The sequence below is a fragment of the Sheuella amnicola genome (assembly GCF_010499255.1).
Lineage (GTDB): Bacteria > Pseudomonadota > Gammaproteobacteria > Burkholderiales > Burkholderiaceae_B > Zwartia > Zwartia amnicola.
Window position 1 is genome coordinate 84,581 of record NZ_JAAGRN010000006.1, and the last position, 19,059, is coordinate 103,639.

Here is a 19,059-nt window from a genome sequence, read left to right on the forward strand (position 1 = left end):
TCTTGAATTATCGTTCAAAAATCGATCATCCTAACCTGTCACGTTACTCAGGCCGCGATTTAAATGTCCCAATCCTACCTCACTCATGCTCGTGAATGGTCATCAGCACTCCAACGCACCTTGAATGCCTCCGCAGCATTTGGCGAGTGGCTGGATAATGAAAGTCACCAGCCAATCACCTTAGAGCGTATAACCAAATGGTTCGAAGAATTGGCTGGGCAACCTAGAAGTCAAGCGCGCCTGGACTTGGCCACTTGTAAAAAAGTGCTCAGGACACTTCGGAAAAGAGTTTTCTATCTTGCGATGGTGAGGGATTTGGCGGGAATTGCGCCTCTGCTGGAGGTGGTGCAAGCCATGTCCGATCTGGCTGATCTTGCCGTGGAACAAGCCTATCGCACCATCATGGCGGAACTGGTCGAAGTACATGGAATTCCCCGAAACAGCGCCGGAATGCCTCAAGAAATGATTGTTATCGGCATGGGCAAACTGGGGGGACGTGAATTGAATGTCTCTTCCGATATAGATCTGGTGATGCTGTATGACGAGGAAGGTGAGACCGATGGGGGCAGGTGCATTTCCAATCACGAGTTCTACGCCAAACTGACTCAACGGATGATGCCCGTCATCTCGGAACAAAATGGCGATGGTCAAGTATTCAGAACCGATTTAAGGCTCAGACCCGACGGCGATTCGGGTCCTTTGGCCTGGAGCCTGGAGGCCTTCGAGAAGTATCTCTTCACCCAGGGAAGGGAGTGGGAGAGATATGCCTGGCTCAAGGGACGGGTTATGCCGACTAAAGCTTTTGAAGACAGCAATTCGACCGACACGATTCGTCATATCGAAAGCATGCGCCTGCCATTCGTATATCGTAAATATTTCGACTTTGACGCGTTGGATGCATTGCGAGTGCTGCGTGAACGCATCCGCCAGGACTGGCAACGCAAAGTTTTGGCTCGACGAGGACAAGAAAGTCAGAACAACATCAAACTGGGTGAAGGCGGTATACGCGAAATCGAATTTGTCGTCCAACTTTCCCAATTGATCAGGGGGGGCAGAATGCCCGCCTTGCAGCAACGCGGACTGCTGGATGCACTATCCGCGCAGCAGCGCGCCGGAATTATTGAACATCACACAGCGGAAAGACTCGCGGACGCATACTGTTTTTTAAGGCAAACCGAGCATGCTTTGCAATATTACGATGATGCGCAAACGCATATGCTGCCCAACGAGCCCCTTCGCAGACAAGCATTGGCGCAAGCAATGCGCTTAAGTCCGGAAGCGTTCGAACAAACACTCCGGGATCACAGGACTTTTGTGGCCGAGACATTTCGCAATGCTTTCAGAATGGCTGGTTTGCTGGACGATGCTTCGACACATGACGCAAAACAACCTGGAGAAACGTCGGATGAGAACGATGGCGAGGCATTGACCGAACTCGAAAAAACAATTTCTTCCTTCGGGCAACAGGCGCCGGAACTGACGCGCCGTGTCGAATCATTCTTAGAAAGCCACAGGATCAGGAGCCTTGCGACAGTCAGCCGCAATCGTGTCGATGCCGTATTGCCCAATGCGTTGCGCGCCGCATTGAAAACACCCGTTCCCATGGTTGCCGCGATCAAACTCATGGACTTGGTCGAGAGCATTGCCCAGCGCAGTGCCTATCTTGCGCTGCTTGCCGAATATCCCGAAACATTGGCGCGTGTCGCGAGAATGCTAGCGGCCAGTCCGACTGCCGCACAATACCTGATTCAACATCCTGTCGTACTTGATAGTTTGATTGCCTGGCGAACCTTGATGGAGCCGGTCGATTTCGAAAAGATTGCCCAAAGCTTGAGAGCCGATCTGGATGGTTGTGTTTTGCCGGACGGCACGCCGGATGTCGAACAGCAAATGAATCTGATGCGTGACTTGCAACGACAGATCAGTTTCCAATTGCTCGCGCAGGATATTGAAGGTCGATTGACTGTCGAAGCACTAGCGGATCAGTTATCCGCCTTGGCAGACATGATGCTCAACGAGACAATCCATCGCGTCTGGCCACTGGTTGCAAAACCTGAAAAAGATGCGCCGCTCAGACCGCCACTTTTTGCGGTGATTGCTTATGGACGGTTAGGCGGCAAAGAGTTGGGTTATGCCTCCGATCTTGATGTGGTCTATTTGTACGATGACCCATCGGAGGATGCGGCCGAACTTTACGCTAAGCTCGGCCGTCGCATGACCTCCTGGCTATCAACGATGACCTCATCCGGTCGACTCTATGAAATCGATTTGCGTCTGCGACCCAATGGCGATGCAGGTTTGTTGGCAGTGTCCGTCCAGGCGTTCGAAACCTATCAACTTGAGCATGCCTGGCCCTGGGAACACCAAGCCCTGACTCGCGCCCGCTTTGCTGCCGGCGACCCCGCTGTAGGCGTTGCATTCGAAAATGTACGCCGCAAGGTGTTGACTAAGCATCGCGACCAGATCGCGTTCAAAGCCGAAGTTTGTGCGATGCGCGACAAAATGTCCGCTGGCCATCCCAACAAAACGGAATTGTTCGACATCAAGCATGACAAAGGCGGCATGGTTGATCTGGAGTTCGTCACGCAATATCTTGTTCTCACGCACGCCGACAAATATCCTCAATTGATCGGAAATTTGGGCAACATCGCCCTTTTACGCATTGCAGGCGAAGTCGGATTAATAGACAAGGATCTTTCGGTACGCGCCGGTGATGCCTATCGAAACCTGCGCCGTCGGCAACATGCCGTAAGACTTCAAGGAGCCGAGCACGCCAGAGTCGAGCAAAGTGAGCTGATCCCTGAACGCGATACGGTTAAAACGCTATGGGCTCAAGTTCTTGGCTAAAATAAGGCCATGAAAGATCCCCTACGCCCCAGCCTCTCGCTTCCCGAAGGAAGCTCGAAAGTTCTCATGCACTCTTGCTGTGCGCCGTGCTCCGGCGAAGTGATGGAGGCAATGCTTGCATCCGGAATCAACTATTCGATTTTCTTCTACAACCCGAATATTCATCCCGTCAAAGAGTATGAAATTCGTAAAAACGAAAACATCCGTTTTGCCGAGGCCAATGGAATTGAATTCATCGATGCCGATTACGACGTCGACAACTGGTTCGATCGGGTAAAAGGTCTCGAAAACTCACCGGAACGCGGCGAGCGCTGCACAAAATGCTTCGATATGCGTTTTGAGCGCACCGCACTCTATGCACACGAGCATGGCTTCGACACGATTACGAGCTCCCTGGGCATATCACGCTGGAAAGATATGAATCAGATCAATGGCTGTGGCGAGCGCGCGGCGGCTCGCTACGATGATCTGACTTACTGGACTTACAACTGGCGCAAACATGGCGGATCGGCCAGGATGATCGAGATCAGTAAACGCGAAGAGTTTTATCAGCAAGAATATTGCGGGTGCGTTTACTCGTTAAGGGACACCAATAGGCATCGTCGAGACCAAGGGCGCGACCGCATCAAAATCGGAATCAAGTATTACGGTCGCGATAATGTGATCGAAGAAATCAGGCGTCCGGTTACCGACCCCACAGAGCCGATCGAAAATTCGCCAACAAGTACTGCAGGGTCAGACACAAAGTTCTAACCTGCGCATCAATCCATCTCGGACATCCGTTTAATCACGAGCTGATGCTGATCCAGCAATAGCGTAAATAGCTCGCTGGACAGCACCCGGAATTCTTCGACCCGATCCTGGCCGAACGCATCCCCCTGGCTAACATACTTTGCCGGATGCGCCATGATTAATGTCCCGTGTTGAGCCTTGGAAAACCAGGCATCCAGCATGGTCGCATACATGGGGTGTGGCTTGGTGAAATCATATGCACCCATGAAATCACGATTAAAGCGCATACCGCTCTGCTCTGCCATACGCGTAAATGCACGCGCACCCAGAACACCAATCACGCCTGCCTTGAATCTCTGCATAAAAGGTAACGCAGTAGACAGCGCTCCGGGCCATGTATTACGTACCCATGGCCGACGATGGCTATACCGCAGAGTCAGCTGTTTGATCAAAGCGCCTCGAATCACCGGAAACTGATGCACGTGCAAATGTCCATCGATAAAATCCGGAGCACGTCCAAGTTGATTTTCGAATGCATCGAGCTGACGACCTATTTGTGCCTCCACTTCTTCAGAGTCAAGTTGCTGCAAATAGGATTTCAGAATCAACCTGGGTAAAGGAAGGTAAATACCGGGAGATCCGAGAAATTCGGTGAAATTCAGGTGAACACCCAGATCGACCTGCAAAGTCTTAAGCCCTTGGGCACGGTCGGTAAATCCATTTGCTGTTGTCAGGCAACTGGTGGCGCTTAAGCGCCCTTTTTGAGACAACTCGATAATTGCCTCGTCGACACCCGGTTCGATTCCGAAATCATCGGCACAGATCGAAATGGGGATCAGTGGCGTACCTTGCCCCATCAGTCCGAACGCTCTGTAATGGAAGGCATGCCCGTTGCAACAGGCTGGTGCGAATGGCCGGTCGACTGCCTGACAATATAAAGGGGGCGCCCTTTGACTTCATCGAAAATGCGAGCAATGTACTCGCCGACAATACCGAGTGAAATCAAATTAATTCCGGAGAAAAACAGCAAAATCGTGACTATGGTGGGCCACCCGTCAACGGGGTTTCGGAACAACAAATATTCGATCACGATGTAAATACCGTAACTGAATGAACATAAAGAAACCAGAAATCCGACCAGACTCACCGCACGCAATGGCCAAGTCGTAAAAGCGGTCAGTCCGGCAAAAGCCAGACGCAGCAACTTCAGCGCGCTGAAATGACTTTGTCCGAAAGGCCTGCTGTCGGGGGTATATTGAATCGCCTCGGAACTGAATCCCACCCAGGCATACAGCCCCTTCATGAAACGATTTCTTTCCGGCATCTGCAGCAACGCATTCACCACGGCACGATCCATCAGGCGGAAGTCTCCTGCATGTGCAGGCACTTCAACTCCACGCGTACCGCATAAAAGCGAATAAAACAATTTAGTGCCCAGGCGCTTGCCAAAACTTTCATCATCGCGATTTTCACGAACGGCATAAACCATATCGACACCGGCCTGCCACCTGGCGATCATCTGAGGTAGAAAATCAGGTGGGTGTTGCAGATCAGCATCCATGATGATGACTGCATCGCCTCGAGCGGCCTCAAGTCCGGCGGTAATCGCGGGTTCTTTTCCAAAGTTGCGCGAAAGTTGAACATACCTAAAACCCGGAATTTGCGTCCAGGTCGACATCAGAACCGATGTAGGATCCCGACTGCCATCATCCACAACCACGACTTCCCAATTCTGACAGGCTTGCGTCAATACTGCTTGCAAGCGCGGCAGCAACAAACCGAGATTTTCATGTTCATTGAACGCCGGAACCACGCATGAAATCATGGCTTGAGGTGCACAACGGGCATCAGGCCGGAGCGGAATCGAAGCGGATGGGTAACTTTGGTCTAAAGTCGTCATGCGTAACATACAACCAATTGGAATTACGACATCATAACTTTGCTTAAAGGGAGAAGCATGTATTTAATTGATACGATTGTTAATTCTGTTTCCGCACTGCAAAACTGGCACTGATAATAGCCAGAATCATGATGGTTCCACCTGCAATTGTTCTCAAACCCGGGACTTGAGAAAATAAAATCCAAGCAAAAACAATGGCATAGACCGGTTCAAGGGCAACGACCAAACCAGCCGTCCTGGCATGCAAATGCCGCAATCCTGATACAAACAGGAGATGAGCCAATCCGGTACAGACAACGCCCAGCAATAAAATCCAGAACCAACTCTGTACGCTCACAGCCCCCAGATGGGGAATCGCCCATGGACTGAGCAAGAAAAACACGATCAAATTCTGCAACCCTGCCACTTGAAACGCATCAATCGAGGCAAGATATCGGCGATTCAGCACTGCCAAAACACCGAAACTTGCCCCTGACAATACTCCCCAAATCAACCCCTCTGTCACGGAATCCGTCAGGTCTATTGAGGGCGTAACCAGCACCAGACCGAATGTGACACAAATCAATCTGATCCATTCGGCCCTGGCCACACGCTCACGTAGCACACTCCACTCGATCAGAGTAATGAAAGCCGGAAATGTTGCAAAACCAAGCGTAGCAACTGCAATGCCCCCTACTTTGACCGAGACGAAAAACGTTACCCAATGAATCGAAAGCATGGCTCCGGAAAAAAGCAAGGCAAGCCAGCGCCCATGTTGAAACATTCCGGAAAAGCTCATTGATTGCGGTGTTGACCGACCCGCGACCCAAAATCCTCCGATGGTTAGGGCGATGACCGCAAACATCGCGCGCCCCCAGGTAATCACATCGGCTCCGGCCTGAATCAATTCGCCAAGAATTCCGCAGGTGCCGAACAGGACTGCAACAAGATGAACAGAGAATAAGGCCTGCTTTCTGGTCATGCTCCGGGCCAACCCAGCGGTGCGGCCCAGCCTGTATAGACTTTAGGCAATGGTTCGGCATAGTCACCATGTTTGCTGGTGCCCAACCCCAGATAAGCAAGCGTTTCGGCAAACTTGACTGCAACCGCGACACCATCGATAACCGGTACACCAAGACGCTGGGTCAAGGTATTGCATAAACCCGTCATTCCGGCGCAACCCAGCACAATTGCCGAGCTTCGATCCCTGCTAAGCGCCTGGCGCGCGGTGTCTTCGATCTGGTCGGCGATGTGTGTACCTGTTTCCTCCAGCGCTAAAACCGGAATGTCAGTTCCATGCACGCCGCGGCATTGATGTTCAAAGCCGTAACGCTGGACAAGCCTTTCGGCAATGATGCATGTACGCGTCATGGTCGTCACGACCGAAAAACCCGTAGAAATCATCGAAGCTGCGTGAAAGGCCGCCTCCGCAATGCCCAAAACCGGTGCACGGGTCGCTTCGCGGGCCGCTTCCAACCCAGGGTCGCCGAAGCAGGCAATCACGACTGCACTTGGATTCAAGCTTGAGGACAGCTTGACCTGCTCAGCCACCCCCGCTGCCGCGAACGCTTCGTCATAATGTCCTTCTATCGATAATGGTCCAAAACTGGGCTGGACTGGCACAATTTCGGTGCCTGCGGCCGCAACCAAACGAGCCCCTTTCGCGATCGCCTGGGTCATGGAAGTCGATGTATTAGGGTTTATGAGAAGTAGTTTCATCATGGTGGATTGGTTTAGATTGTGGGGACACAAGTTTTATAAATATTAAAAAACACTACTGGCACAATTTTTGCTTAGGTGTTGAGACAGCGCAATGACTCGGTTTTTGTTTTTAAGCGTTACAACTGCTTTCAGACATGACAGATCATTATTGATAAATTTGATACGCTTAGTATTGCATCCAAACCTTTTTTGTTGGAGAACTCATGAAACAGCATAAGTCGTTTACCCGTCTGATGTCCAAACCATTGGCACTATCGCTCGTTTATACCGCAATCGCCTTAGGTAGCGCCACACCTGCCGCTGCCCAGGAAAAAGTTCTTCGAATCGGCATGACGGCTGCTGACATTCCTCGCACGCTCGGTCAACCGGACCAGGGCTTTGAAGGGAATCGATTCACCGGGATCCCAATGTATGACTCACTGACCCAGTGGGATTTGTCCAAGGCTGATGTACCCAGTGTGGTCATTCCGGGACTGGCCACGTCATGGTCAATCAATCCAGATGACAAGACAAAATGGATTTTCAAGCTACGCCCCGGCGTCAAATTCCATGATGGTTCGGATGTCAATGCTGATGCAATCGTTTGGAACGTGCAGAAAGTACTCGATAAGGATGCCCCTCATTTCGACCCATCCCAGGTTGGCGTGACCGCTTCGCGTATGCCCACATTGCGCAGCGCTAAGAAAATCGACGATATGACGGTTGAACTGACCACCAGCGAACCCGATGCCTTCCTTCCGATCAACCTGACCAATCTCTTCATCGCCTCGCCCAAGCACTGGGAAGCCAAATTGGCTGCCGTTCCCGCCTCTGTTACTGCACCTGCTGAACGCGCAAAAGCAGCTTGGACGGCTTTTGCTGCCGATGCCTCAGGCAGCGGCCCATTCAAGATGGCGCGATTTGTTCCGCGCGAACGCCTCGAAATGGTCGCAAACAAGTCTTACTGGGATCCGAAACGGATGGCCAAAATTGACCGAGTTGTTTTGCTGCCCATTCCTGAGGCCAATGCACGCACCGCTGCCTTGCTTTCGGGCCAGGTCGACTGGATTGAAGCACCTGCCCCGGACTCCCTGCCCCAAATCAAACAACGTGGCTTCACCCTCTACAGCAACCCTCAGCCCCACGTCTGGCCATGGCAACTCTCATTTGCCGAGGGCTCACCCTGGCTGGACAAGCGGGTGCGCCATGCTGCCAACCTCTGCGTGGACCGTGCCGGCCTAAAAACACTGCTCGGCGACCTGATGGGTATTCCAAAGGGTACGATGGCGGCGGACCATCCCTGGTTCGGCAAACCAACCTTCGACATCAAATACGATGTGGATAGCGCCAAGAAACTCATGACCGAAGCCGGCTATTCCGCAGCCAAACCACTGAAGACGAAGGTACAGATTTCTGCGTCAGGTTCGGGCCAGATGATGCCATTACCCATGAACGAATTCGTTCAGCAGTCGTTAAAACAGTGTTTCTTCGATATTGACTTTGACGTGATCGAATGGAACACCCTGTTCAACAACTGGCGCAAAGGAGCAAAGGATCCTTCTGCCAACGGCGCGACAGCGACCAACGTCAGCTTCTCGTCCATGGATCCGTTCTTTGGTCTGGTTCGATTTACCAGCACCAAGACCTTCCCGCCCGTTTCGAATAACTGGGGTTTGTTCGGCAATCCCGAGTTCGATCAGTTGATTCAGAATGCCCGTACGACATTTGATGATAAGCCTCGCGATGAAGCGCTTGCAAAACTGCATACCCGCATTGTCGAAGAAGCTCCATTCATCTGGGTGGCACATGACGTGGGTCCCCGCGCGATGAGCCCTAAGGTCAAGGGCGTAGTTCAGCCCAAGAACTGGTTCATCGATATCGCACCGATGTCAATTCAGTAATGTTGTATCAGCAGGCTGCGTCCTCTCGGGCGCAGCCTGTCTCATTTTGTGCATCGCACTTCAATGCGGTTGATGCGCTATTCAATAATTTGCGAGATTTGATTGCATGCTGAGTTTTTTGCTGCGACGTTTGATTTATACCTTGCCCATCATGCTGGGCGTGGCTCTGGTGTGTTTTGCTTTAGTGCATCTTGCCCCGGGCGATCCACTTGTCTCCATCCTCCCTCCGGATGCATCCCAAGAGTTGCAGAAACAACTCATGGAGCTTTATGGCTTTAACCGCTCATACCCAGAGCAGTTTGTCAGCTGGGTCTGGCGTGCGCTTCATGGCGACCTGGGCACTTCGATCGCAACCGGTCGACCTGTCACTGAAGAAGTATTCAAAGCAGTTGGAAATACCTTGCGTCTTTCTGTTTTTGCGACGTTGATCGGTTTTATTTTCGGATGCCTATTCGGCTTTGTCGCAGGCTACTTCCAAAACTCATGGGTGGATAAGGCGGCATCGCTTACCTCGGTTTTAGGCGTAAGCGTTCCGCATTACTGGCTGGGCATGGTTTTGGTCATCATATTCAGCTCGACGCTAATGTGGTTGCCACCTAGCGGCGCCGGTCCCGGTGGCTCGAGTGAATGGGCCTGGGACTGGGAACACGTCAAACACCTGATTCTTCCGGCAGTCACAATGAGCGTGATACCAATGGGGATCATTTCGCGCACAGTACGCGCGCTGGTTGCCGACATTCTTGCCCAAGAGTTTATCGTCGGGCTACGTGCAAAAGGAATGACTAATCTGGGAATTTTCCTGCATGTCGTCAAAAATGCCGCACCAACCGCATTGGCTGTCATGGGTCTTCAACTTGGTTATCTGCTTGGCGGATCCATTTTGATCGAAACCGTCTTCTCCTGGCCCGGTACAGGATTTCTGTTGAACGCGGCGATTTTCCAGCGCGACTTACCCTTGCTCCAAGGAACCATACTAGTGCTTGCCATGTTCTTTGTGATTCTGAACATGATCGTAGACGTCATCCAGACGCTGCTTGATCCACGAATCGCACGTAGCTGAGGAACATATCCATGTTGAATGTTGCTGTTAATCCGGCCAAAGTGCCTACCCTTCCGGTGGAAAAATCCACTGGCTACTGGAAGAACGTTGGTCAGCGCTTTATGCGCGATCGAGTCGCCGTCTTTGCCGCCATAGTCATTCTGCTATTGTTGGCGATGGCTGTTTTTGGTTCATATATCGCACCTTATGATCCATTTGCCTCATCGATCATGAAACGCCTCAAACCAATCGGCTTTACCGGCCATATTTTAGGCACGGACGAACTTGGTCGAGACATGCTTTCACGCCTGATTGTCGGCACAAAGCTATCGTTGTTCATGGGGATCACTCCTGTTGTTTGCGCCTTTGTGATTGGCTCGGTGATCGGCATCGTGGCAGGTTACGCAGGCGGTGCGGTGAATACAGTGATCATGCGCACGATCGACGTTTTCTACGCCTTCCCTTCTGTCCTGCTCGCCATTGCACTATCGGGGGTCCTGGGAGCCGGCATTACCAACTCCCTGATATCGCTCACGATAGTGTTCATTCCACCGATTGCCCGTGTCGCCGAAAGTGTGACCACGCAAATTCGTAGCCGAGATTATGTGGATGCGGCAAGGGCTTCTGGCGCGGATGCCTTTACGATCGTTCGCGTACATGTATTGGGTAACGTGCTTGGCCCAATTTTCGTCTACGCAACAAGCCTCATCGCCGTGTCGATGATTTTGGCTTCGGGACTGAGCTTTCTCGGACTTGGCGTCAAACCACCTGAACCCGAGTGGGGTTTGATGCTCAACACCTTGCGCACGGCAATCTATGTTCAGCCTTGGATTGCGGCATTGCCGGGCGTAATGATTTTTGTGACCTCGATCGCGTTCAATCTGCTTTCGGATGGCCTGCGTACTGCGATGGAAATCAAGAACTGATGGATAAGTTAAACACTCAAAATAGTCATGACGTAGGGGGGACAGCTCAACCCCTGCTCATGGTCAAGAATCTGATCAAGCACTTTGCGCTGAAAAAAGACTTATGGGGTCGCGGTGGTGGAGTGGTTCGCGCTGTCGATGGCATCGACTTCATGGTTCGTAAGGGAGAAACGCTGGGTGTAGTCGGTGAATCCGGTTGCGGCAAATCCACTACCGCGCGTTTATTGATGAACCTGACCACGCCGGACAATGGCGATATTATTTTCGACGGTCAGTCCGTCGGATCACGCGAACTCACTTTGAAGGAGTTTCGACGTCAAGCCCAAATGGTGTTTCAGGATAGCTATGCTTCCCTCAATCCCAGATTAACGATTGAAGATTCAATCGCGTTCGCCCCACAAGTGCATGGAGTAAAAAAAGACGAAGCGATCGAGCGTGCAAGGGATTTGCTTGCCAAGGTCGGTTTGGATCCAAGGCGTTTTGCAGAACGTTATCCGCATGAGCTATCCGGGGGGCAGCGCCAACGCGTCAATATCGCACGTGCGCTTGCATTGCAGCCACGCCTGATCATTCTGGATGAAGCCGTGTCGGCACTGGATAAATCGGTCGAAGCGCAAGTACTGAATTTGCTTCTGGATTTAAAACAGGAATTCGGACTGACATATGTTTTCATCAGTCACGACTTGAATGTTGTCCGATATATTTCTGATCGTGTAATGGTGATGTATCTGGGTGAGGTCGTAGAAATCGGAGACTGCGAAAAACTGTTCAGCGATCCGAAACATCCCTATACCCGCGCCCTGCTATCCTCGGTTCCATCAATGGATCCGGATCATCGTACCGAAAAACCACCGCTGACAGGTGATCCGCCCAATCCGATCAATCCGCCCACCGGATGCCGTTTTCATACGAGATGCTCGCATGTTCAGGCTGTTTGCAAAACCACTGCCCCTGCTTTGGTGACAAACCGTGAAGGCGATGGCGTAGCATGTCTAATGCATGTGGCCGGCAGCGGTCACACTGAGGCACCTATCTCCTTGCCAAAATCAACCAAGGAGGCCGCATGAGCACTCTGCATAACGACGCATTTCTGGACATTCAGAATTTGAATGTCACCTTTACCGGTGGTCGTAAGCCCGTACGAGCTGTGTCGGGGGTGAATCTTCGCGTCAAGAAAGGTGAAGTGGTCGCTCTCATTGGCGAATCTGGTTCCGGCAAAAGCGTAACCTTGCGTTCAATTTTGCGTCTACACCCGCCAGGCCGATCAAAGATCGAAGGCAAGATTCTTGTTGATGGGCGTGATGTTGTATCCATGCCAAACGCCGAACTTACAAACTTTAGGGGCAAAGTTGCTTCGATGATTTTCCAGGAGCCATTGTTGGCTCTGGATCCGGTTTATACCGTTGGCGAGCAAATAATCGAGGCGATCAGACGACACGAGAACATCAGCAAAGATGAGGCCCGAAAACGCGCCCTATCGCTATTTGAACGTGTCCGCATTCCTAGTCCCGAGCGTAGGCTGGATGCCTATCCTCATGAAATGTCAGGCGGTATGCGTCAGCGCGCCATGATTTCATTGGCACTTGCCAGCGAGCCAAAACTGCTGTTGGCTGACGAACCTACAACGGCATTGGATGCTACGGTACAAATTCAGATCTTGTTGCTGCTACGTGAATTACAGCGTGAGTTGGGACTGTCTGTTGTATTCGTCACCCATGATCTGGGCGCAGCCGTTGAAGTTGCCGACAGGATTGCGGTGATGTATGCAGGACGCATCGTAGAAGAAGGCAGCACACGCACTTTGATGAGGTCGCCTCGCCACCCTTATACCCGTGCCCTTCTCAAGAGCCTGGCACATGGATCGGTATCGAAGGGAACCCGGCTTGAAACTATTCCGGGTTCGCCGCCGGATCTCAGTGCCTTGCCCCCGGGATGTACATTTGCAGATAGATGTTCACTGGCGCAAGATGCTTGCCGGGAATCCATACCCGAAATATCTCAAATCAATCCTGAACATAGCGCACGTTGTTTCAGGCTGGAGCAAACGACCGAGGCAATCTGACATACAAAAGCCCTTGCCGTAACAAGGCGGCAAGGGCTTTAAATGTCAAAAGCTATTACTGCAGAACCCTTTCGAACACGAATTGACCATCTCGGTAATCGACAGGTACAACATCTCTGGGACCGAATTTGCCTTCGAGAATCAGCTTGGCGATCGGGTTTTCGAGCAACTGCTGAATAGACCGCTTAAGTGGTCTCGCCCCGAATACCGGATCAAAACCGGTGCGAGCCAGTTCAGCCAATGCTGCATCCGAAACTTCCAGAACCATTTCCTGCTGTGCCATACGCTTGGCAAGGCGCTTGATCTGCACGCCGGCAATCTTTTCGATATGAGCGTTCTGCAAGGCGTGGAACACAACCACTTCATCGATTCGGTTCAAAAACTCGGGACGGAAATGAGTCTTGAGTTCATCCCACACCACTTCCTTGATCGCCTCATAGGGTTTACCGACCATGGCCTGTATGTGCTGCGACCCCAGGTTTGAAGTCATGACAATCACAGTATTACGGAAATCAACCGTGCGACCCTGACCGTCCGTCAAGCGCCCATCATCAAGCACCTGCAACAACACGTTGAAAACATCCGGATGCGCCTTTTCGACTTCATCAAGCAGTACGACGCTGTAAGGCTTGCGACGAACCGCCTCGGTGAGATAACCACCCTCTTCATAACCGACATATCCAGGAGGCGCACCAATGAGGCGTGCAACGGAATGCTTCTCCATGAATTCGCTCATGTCGATACGAATCAGATGCTCATCCGAGTCGAACAGGAAATCAGCCAGCGCTTTGGTTAACTCGGTCTTACCCACACCGGTTGGTCCAAGGAACAGGAACGACCCGTATGGGCGCGATTCATCGGACAAGCCTGCACGCGAACGACGTATTGCATCTGCAACCAGACCGACCGCTTCATCCTGTCCGACCACACGTTGATGCAGACGATCTTCCATGTGCAACAGTTTGTCGCGCTCGCCTTGCATCATCTTGGATACCGGAATGCCGGTCGCACGCGAAACCACCTCTGCAATCTCTTCGGCACCGACTTGAGTGCGCAACAAGCGAGGCTTTTCTGTCGTCTTGTCACCCGCGCCTTCAGCGGCTTTCAAACGAGACTCGAGCTCAGGTAGCTTGCCGTACTGAAGTTCGGCAAGCTTATCGAACTGACCTTTACGCTGCAATTCGGCCATCTCGGCGCGCGCACGCTCGATCTCTTCCTTGATCGATTGCGTACCCTGCACGGCGGCTTTCTCGCTTTTCCAGATCACCTCGAAATCGTTGTACTCGCGCTGAAGCTTCTCGAGCTCTTCTTCAATAATCTGCAAGCGACGTTTCGAAGCTTCGTCATTTTCTTTCTTGACCGCTTCACGCTCGATTTTGAGCTGGATGATGCGTCTGTCTAGCTTGTCCATGACTTCAGGCTTGGAGTCGATCTCCATCCGGATGCGGGCAGCCGCTTCGTCAATCAGATCAATAGCCTTGTCCGGTAAAAAACGATCCGTAATATAGCGATTCGATAATTCAGCAGCAGCAACAATCGCAGGATCGGTAATTTCAACCCCATGATGAAGCTCATAACGCTCTTGCAAACCGCGCAAGATTGCAATGGTCGACTCGACATCGGGCTCATCGACCATGACTTTCTGGAAACGACGCTCCAAGGCGGCATCTTTCTCGATGTACTTACGGTATTCATCCAGCGTAGTTGCGCCGATGCAATGCAACTCGCCACGCGCAAGCGCGGGCTTGAGCATATTGCCCGCATCCATGGCACCTTCGGCTTTACCTGCACCGACCATCGTGTGAATTTCGTCGATGAAGAGAATGATGCCACCATCATCCTGAGCGAGCTCCTTAAGGACAGCCTTCAGGCGCTCCTCGAACTCGCCGCGAAACTTTGCACCGGCCAATAAGCTTGCCAAATCAAGGGATAAGACCTTTTTGCCGCGCAAAGTTTCAGGCACCTCGTCATTGACGATTCGCTGCGCCAAGCCTTCTACGATCGCAGTCTTGCCCACGCCGGGCTCACCGATCAATACCGGATTATTTTTTGTGCGTCGCTGCAAGATCTGAATCGCACGACGGATTTCGTCATCACGACCGATGACTGGGTCAAGTTTGCCCGAGCGCGCACGCTCAGTCAGATCCAGCGTATATTTACTTAACGCTTCGCGATTGGACTCGCCTTCCTGATCGTTCACAGTTGAACCTCCGCGCACCGCATCAATCGCGGCTTCAAGAGCCTGACGCTGCAAGCCGGCCTCCTTGAGGGCACGACCGGCATCGCCTTTGTCTTCAGCCAAAGCCAGCAAAAAAAGCTCACTCGGGATGTATGTGTCGCCGCGCTTGGCAGCCTCTTTGTCCGTACGATTGAAGACGGACTGCAAGTCACGACTGACCTGAATGTTGTCTTCCGCGCCTTGCACCTGAGGCAGTCCCTTCAGGATTGTCTGCAAAGAGGCTTGAAGTTTGTTAACCGCAACACCCGCACGCGAAAGTAAGCTACCGGAGCCACTTTCGGCATCGGCCAATAAAGCCGACAAAACGTGTACGGGTTCTATATAGGGATTGTCATTACGCGCCGCCAGACTTTGGGCGTCGGCAATCGCTTGCTGAAACTTGGTCGTCAGTTTGTCAAAACGCATGGTGTGGTTCCTGATAGGTTGGCGTGGCCGCCTAAATTTTGATAGCTACTAAATGTGGGCACTTAGTGACTTTTCAATACCTGAAACCCGAAATTAATTCAGCTTGCCGTCAGAATGGGACGTTTTGAGCCTCCGCAAGTTCATCTTCGCATTTTTTGTTGTAACACGTTGTTTTTAAATCTCTTTTATTTGATTTGCATCAAATCAGACCATATTAGGGTTAATAGGGATACAATTAGAGGCTGATGTACTAGTGAATTCTTAGCAAAGGTAGCTGAATAAACATGCAAAAAAGAGTTCCGGTCGGAATCGAGTCGGCGCATTGCTCAAACTGCATGATGGGCCACGTATGTTTACCAGTGGGCATGCCTAGTCACGAAGTCGAACAACTGGATACGCTGGTCAAAGAGCGCATTCGTGTCGAAAAAGGCGATGCCCTTTATCGGCACGGCGATAAATTGGATGCGCTATATGGACTTCGCCTGGGATCGATGAAATCCCTGCTCGAAGACGAAAATGGTCAGCATCAGATTACCGGTTTCTATTTACCCGGCGAAATCATCGGACTAGACGGTATGGTTGAAGGCTTACACAGCTCGACAGCTATCGCGATGGAAGACACCGAAGTATGCGTCGTTCGCCTACAAGATATCGACGAAATCAGCCGGTATGTTCCGTCTCTTCAGCACCAGGTTCGACGTCTGATGAGTAAGGAAATAGCGCGATCGCACCAGGTGCTTCTCGCGCTGGGGTCGATGCGATCAGAACAGCGCCTTGCTTCTTTTTTGATCAATATGTCGCAACGCCTGTCAGCACTGGGATATTCGCCAACCGACTTCATTATGCGCATGGGGCGCGAAGAGATCGGCAACTATCTGGGCCTGACGATCGAAACTGTCAGCAGGCTATTTTCGAGATTCGCGCGTGAGGGGCTCATCAGAGTCAGCCAGCGCGAGGTCAAAATCCTCGATCTGGCTGCCTTGCACGAACTAGTTGACAAGCCCTGCGGCTAACCCGCATGTTCAAACGCTTGATTCGGCAAAAAGCCCGGTTCGTATAAAGTCGACGGAAGATTTGCCTGAATCAAGAGCATTTCTACCCAAAACACCAGCCCAGTACTGGCTGCCTCCTCCGGCACGGGCCCACTCTTGCAAACGACGAGTGTAAAGGTGCAGATCGAACTCATAAGTCACCCCGATCGCGCCGTGCACGGCGTGCGCAACAGATGTCACGCGGGCAACAACAGCACTGGTTTGTGACTTCGCCAAAGCGCACAGCATCGCCTGTGGTTGCCAACCACTACTTTGACATGACATTTCCGCAGCCATGCGAGCTCCGAAAACCAGCTCAGCCACTTCGCTGATCTGCTGCTGAAGAGCCTGAAACTTGCCGATTGGCTTACCAAACTGCGAACGCTGGTTAGCATAATCAAGCGTCATCTCGAATACGCGATCCAGGCCACCGGCGATCAAGATGCTCAGAGACAACGCCAGCAAGTCTTTTAATGGTGTGGAGGCAGGCGTGGCAACAAATGAAGATTGCGCAACGCTTGCAGGCCAAGTCAAATCGGCATCCAGAGACCCATAGCCGCCGGATCCCTGCACATGCGCTAACTTTGTGTCCAACAACCAAACGCGATCCTCGGATTGGGCAAGCACCCAGGATGCCGTCCTGCCGAAGTTGACCGCACGGGCCGTCAACCCTTGGGCATCGCTTGTCACCTGAAATGATGCAATCGTAATCGGCCCTTCAGGCAACGCTTGACCAGCCTGATGCAGCCAGGCACGGGCAAGCAAGGTATGGGCATAAGGCACAGGCAGGGCGTGGCGTCCCATACAAAACAAAATGGGCCAGACATCGGAAAGCGTCAAACCTGCGCCATCAGCGTCCTCGGGAAGCAAAGCATCGGAAAATCCGGCCTCAACCAGGGTCTTCCACATAGCGTCACGATCACGCCCTTGCTCAACCTGACGAATCAATGCAGGCGTACATTCTTGCGCAAACAATTTATCGGCTGAATCATATAAAGAATTTTGCATCTCAATCTCACCTTAATCCCAGACCGCGGGCAATTATGCCTCGCAAGATTTCACGGGTACCGCCCCTCAGTGTGAACGTTGCGCACATTTGCTCCAGATAGGCGAGCGTTTGCAACATATCAGCAGGAATCACAACATCCGGGCGCGAACCAATCCATGCGCCGATTTGTCTGATCAACTTTTGCTCATAATCAGTGCCGTAATCCTTCACGACCGAAGCATCGGTTGCGGGACTTTCACCATCCACCAGTTTTTGTGTCACCGCCAAAGACAAGGCGCGAAGAACTGCCATCTCGGCAATCAGACTTCCAAGCAGAGCCAGGGAAGCTTCGTCCTGAATGGACTGATCGCGCAACAACTTGATCCAGCATTCGAGCAACGCGATGCTGGAGTAAATCCGTTCAGGACCGCTGCGCTCAAACGCCAGTTCGGCGTTGACTTGCTCCCAGCCCTGCCCTTCAGATCCGACCAGGGCATCAGAAGACAGTTGAACATTATCGAAAAAGACTTCATTAAAGTGGGCATCGCCAGCCATATCGACGATCGGCCTGACTGTCACACCAGGCAAACTCAGGTCGACAATGAGTTGCGACAATCCTTTTTGCCGATCGGAGGATTCGCCCGAAGTGCGCACCAGAGCGATCATGTACTGACAGTGCTGGGCATTGGTTGTCCATATTTTGCTGCCATTGAGCAACCAGCCTTGATCGTTTCGGGTAGCGCGCGTGCGGATACTGGCTAAATCAGAACCCGAATTGGGTTCGCTCATGCCTATGCAAAAGAAAGCTTCGCCGCGACAGATGCGAGGGATATAAAAATTGCGCTGCGCATCCGTGCCATAGCGCAAAATCAACGGCCCGCTTTGACGGTCGGCAATCCAATGCGCCGCAACCGGCGCACCCGATGCAAGAAGCTCTTCGGATAAAACGAAACGAGGGAAAAAACCCTTTCCCGAACCACCATACTCTTTAGGTATCGTGAGTCCAAGCCACCCTCGGGCAGCAAGTTTACGACTGAAGGATTCGTCAGATCCCATCCAGGATCGCGCCCGGACATGAGAAGGAACATCCTTAAGCGCCTCGTTCAGAAAAGCCCGAATTTCAAGGCGAAACGAATGCTCATCGGCCGGGACTTGCGTATATTCAAGTGCTGTCAACATATTGATTGTTTCCTGACGTTCGCAGTCAAGCAATGCCCCCGACATGGTAACGTCTTGTTAGTTATTGGTCTTATTGATTCATATCCATTGAATACTTTACCAGTCTTAGTACAACTTTTCTTTTTGCCAT

The 19,059-nt window shown here is 51.9% G+C and carries 15 protein-coding genes; 8 read left to right on the forward strand and 7 right to left on the reverse strand.

Annotation, left to right across the window (positions count from 1 at the left end):
- Positions 1–63: 63 nt before the first annotated feature.
- Complete coding sequence (gene glnE / locus G3I67_RS10145; RefSeq protein WP_163654938.1) at positions 64–2,847, forward strand: bifunctional [glutamate--ammonia ligase]-adenylyl-L-tyrosine phosphorylase/[glutamate--ammonia-ligase] adenylyltransferase; 2,784 nt, start codon at positions 64–66, stop codon at positions 2,845–2,847.
- Positions 2,848–2,856: 9 nt separating this feature from the next.
- On the forward strand, positions 2,857–3,600 hold the full coding sequence (locus tag G3I67_RS10150; RefSeq protein ID WP_163654940.1) for an epoxyqueuosine reductase QueH: 744 nt from the start codon (positions 2,857–2,859) through the stop codon (positions 3,598–3,600).
- A gap of 8 nt (positions 3,601–3,608) precedes the next feature.
- On the opposite strand, the gene G3I67_RS10155 is transcribed toward G3I67_RS10150, so the two are convergent.
- The 4 genes from G3I67_RS10155 to G3I67_RS10170 form a co-directional block, all read right to left on the reverse strand.
- Positions 3,609–4,436 carry a ChbG/HpnK family deacetylase gene (locus tag G3I67_RS10155; RefSeq protein ID WP_163654942.1) on the reverse strand — a complete coding sequence of 276 codons (828 nt, stop codon included), beginning with the start codon at positions 4,434–4,436 and terminating at the stop codon, positions 3,609–3,611.
- Positions 4,436–5,479, reverse strand: a complete 1,044-nt coding sequence (locus G3I67_RS10160; protein ID WP_235931856.1) for a glycosyltransferase family 2 protein — start codon at positions 5,477–5,479, stop codon at positions 4,436–4,438. The genes G3I67_RS10155 and G3I67_RS10160 overlap by 1 nt, the downstream gene beginning before the upstream one ends.
- A gap of 79 nt (positions 5,480–5,558) precedes the next feature.
- Positions 5,559–6,440 carry a DMT family transporter gene (locus G3I67_RS10165; protein ID WP_163654946.1) on the reverse strand — a complete coding sequence of 294 codons (882 nt, stop codon included), beginning with the start codon at positions 6,438–6,440 and terminating at the stop codon, positions 5,559–5,561.
- Positions 6,437–7,177 (reverse strand): aspartate/glutamate racemase family protein, encoded by a 741-nt coding sequence (locus G3I67_RS10170; protein WP_163655204.1) that lies wholly within the window; start codon positions 7,175–7,177, stop codon positions 6,437–6,439. The genes G3I67_RS10165 and G3I67_RS10170 overlap by 4 nt, the downstream gene beginning before the upstream one ends.
- Positions 7,178–7,383: 206 nt before the next feature.
- On the opposite strand from G3I67_RS10170, the gene G3I67_RS10175 reads away from it, so the two are divergent.
- From G3I67_RS10175 to G3I67_RS10195, 5 genes are all read left to right on the forward strand, one after another.
- A complete protein-coding gene (locus G3I67_RS10175) occupies positions 7,384–9,060 on the forward strand; it encodes an ABC transporter substrate-binding protein (protein ID WP_375539315.1) in 1,677 nt (558 codons plus the stop codon).
- Between the two features lie 106 nt (positions 9,061–9,166).
- Positions 9,167–10,120 (forward strand): ABC transporter permease, encoded by a 954-nt coding sequence (locus tag G3I67_RS10180; protein ID WP_163654948.1) that lies wholly within the window; start codon positions 9,167–9,169, stop codon positions 10,118–10,120.
- 11 nt (positions 10,121–10,131) lie between these two features.
- Positions 10,132–11,025 (forward strand): ABC transporter permease, encoded by an 894-nt coding sequence (locus tag G3I67_RS10185; protein WP_163654950.1) that lies wholly within the window; start codon positions 10,132–10,134, stop codon positions 11,023–11,025.
- Entirely contained in the window at positions 11,025–12,092 is a 1,068-nt protein-coding gene (locus G3I67_RS10190) for an ABC transporter ATP-binding protein (RefSeq protein WP_163654952.1), read from the forward strand. The genes G3I67_RS10185 and G3I67_RS10190 overlap by 1 nt, the downstream gene beginning before the upstream one ends.
- A complete protein-coding gene (locus tag G3I67_RS10195; protein WP_163654954.1) occupies positions 12,089–13,087 on the forward strand; it encodes an ABC transporter ATP-binding protein in 999 nt (332 codons plus the stop codon). The genes G3I67_RS10190 and G3I67_RS10195 overlap by 4 nt, the downstream gene beginning before the upstream one ends.
- Before the next feature lie 55 nt (positions 13,088–13,142).
- Here G3I67_RS10195 and clpB read toward each other — a convergent pair whose 3' ends face one another.
- Positions 13,143–15,731 (reverse strand): ATP-dependent chaperone ClpB, encoded by a 2,589-nt coding sequence (gene clpB, locus G3I67_RS10200; protein ID WP_163654957.1) that lies wholly within the window; start codon positions 15,729–15,731, stop codon positions 13,143–13,145.
- Between the two features lie 284 nt (positions 15,732–16,015).
- On the opposite strand from clpB, the gene fnr reads away from it, so the two are divergent.
- Positions 16,016–16,744, forward strand: coding sequence for a fumarate/nitrate reduction transcriptional regulator Fnr (gene fnr, locus G3I67_RS10205; RefSeq protein ID WP_163654959.1), 729 nt, complete (start codon positions 16,016–16,018; stop codon positions 16,742–16,744).
- A gap of 9 nt (positions 16,745–16,753) precedes the next feature.
- Here the strand turns inward: fnr and G3I67_RS10210 are convergent, their stop codons facing one another.
- Positions 16,754–17,770, reverse strand: coding sequence for an acyl-CoA dehydrogenase family protein (locus G3I67_RS10210; protein ID WP_163654961.1), 1,017 nt, complete (start codon positions 17,768–17,770; stop codon positions 16,754–16,756).
- 7 nt (positions 17,771–17,777) lie between these two features.
- A complete protein-coding gene (locus G3I67_RS10215; RefSeq protein WP_163654963.1) occupies positions 17,778–18,929 on the reverse strand; it encodes an acyl-CoA dehydrogenase family protein in 1,152 nt (383 codons plus the stop codon).
- Between the last annotated feature and the right edge of the window lie 130 nt (positions 18,930–19,059).

Excerpts from the sequence above, each read along its gene's own strand:
- G3I67_RS10150 (WP_163654940.1), top strand. The coding sequence starts at position 2,857 with ATGAAAGATCCCCTACGCCCCAGCCTCTCGCTTCCCGAAGGAAGCTCG.
- G3I67_RS10180 (WP_163654948.1), top strand. The coding sequence starts at position 9,167 with ATGCTGAGTTTTTTGCTGCGACGTTTGATTTATACCTTGCCCATCATG.
- clpB (WP_163654957.1), bottom strand. The coding sequence starts at position 15,731 with ATGCGTTTTGACAAACTGACGACCAAGTTTCAGCAAGCGATTGCCGAC.
- G3I67_RS10190 (WP_163654952.1), top strand. The coding sequence starts at position 11,025 with ATGGATAAGTTAAACACTCAAAATAGTCATGACGTAGGGGGGACAGCT.
- glnE (WP_163654938.1), top strand. The coding sequence starts at position 64 with ATGTCCCAATCCTACCTCACTCATGCTCGTGAATGGTCATCAGCACTC.
- G3I67_RS10165 (WP_163654946.1), bottom strand. The coding sequence starts at position 6,440 with ATGACCAGAAAGCAGGCCTTATTCTCTGTTCATCTTGTTGCAGTCCTG.
- fnr (WP_163654959.1), top strand. The coding sequence starts at position 16,016 with ATGCAAAAAAGAGTTCCGGTCGGAATCGAGTCGGCGCATTGCTCAAAC.
- G3I67_RS10155 (WP_163654942.1), bottom strand. The coding sequence starts at position 4,436 with ATGGGGCAAGGTACGCCACTGATCCCCATTTCGATCTGTGCCGATGAT.
- G3I67_RS10215 (WP_163654963.1), bottom strand. The coding sequence starts at position 18,929 with ATGTTGACAGCACTTGAATATACGCAAGTCCCGGCCGATGAGCATTCG.
- G3I67_RS10170 (WP_163655204.1), bottom strand. The coding sequence starts at position 7,177 with ATGAAACTACTTCTCATAAACCCTAATACATCGACTTCCATGACCCAG.
- G3I67_RS10185 (WP_163654950.1), top strand. The coding sequence starts at position 10,132 with ATGTTGAATGTTGCTGTTAATCCGGCCAAAGTGCCTACCCTTCCGGTG.
- G3I67_RS10160 (WP_235931856.1), bottom strand. The coding sequence starts at position 5,479 with ATGACGACTTTAGACCAAAGTTACCCATCCGCTTCGATTCCGCTCCGG.
- G3I67_RS10210 (WP_163654961.1), bottom strand. The coding sequence starts at position 17,770 with ATGCAAAATTCTTTATATGATTCAGCCGATAAATTGTTTGCGCAAGAA.
- G3I67_RS10175 (WP_375539315.1), top strand. The coding sequence starts at position 7,384 with ATGAAACAGCATAAGTCGTTTACCCGTCTGATGTCCAAACCATTGGCA.
- G3I67_RS10195 (WP_163654954.1), top strand. The coding sequence starts at position 12,089 with ATGAGCACTCTGCATAACGACGCATTTCTGGACATTCAGAATTTGAAT.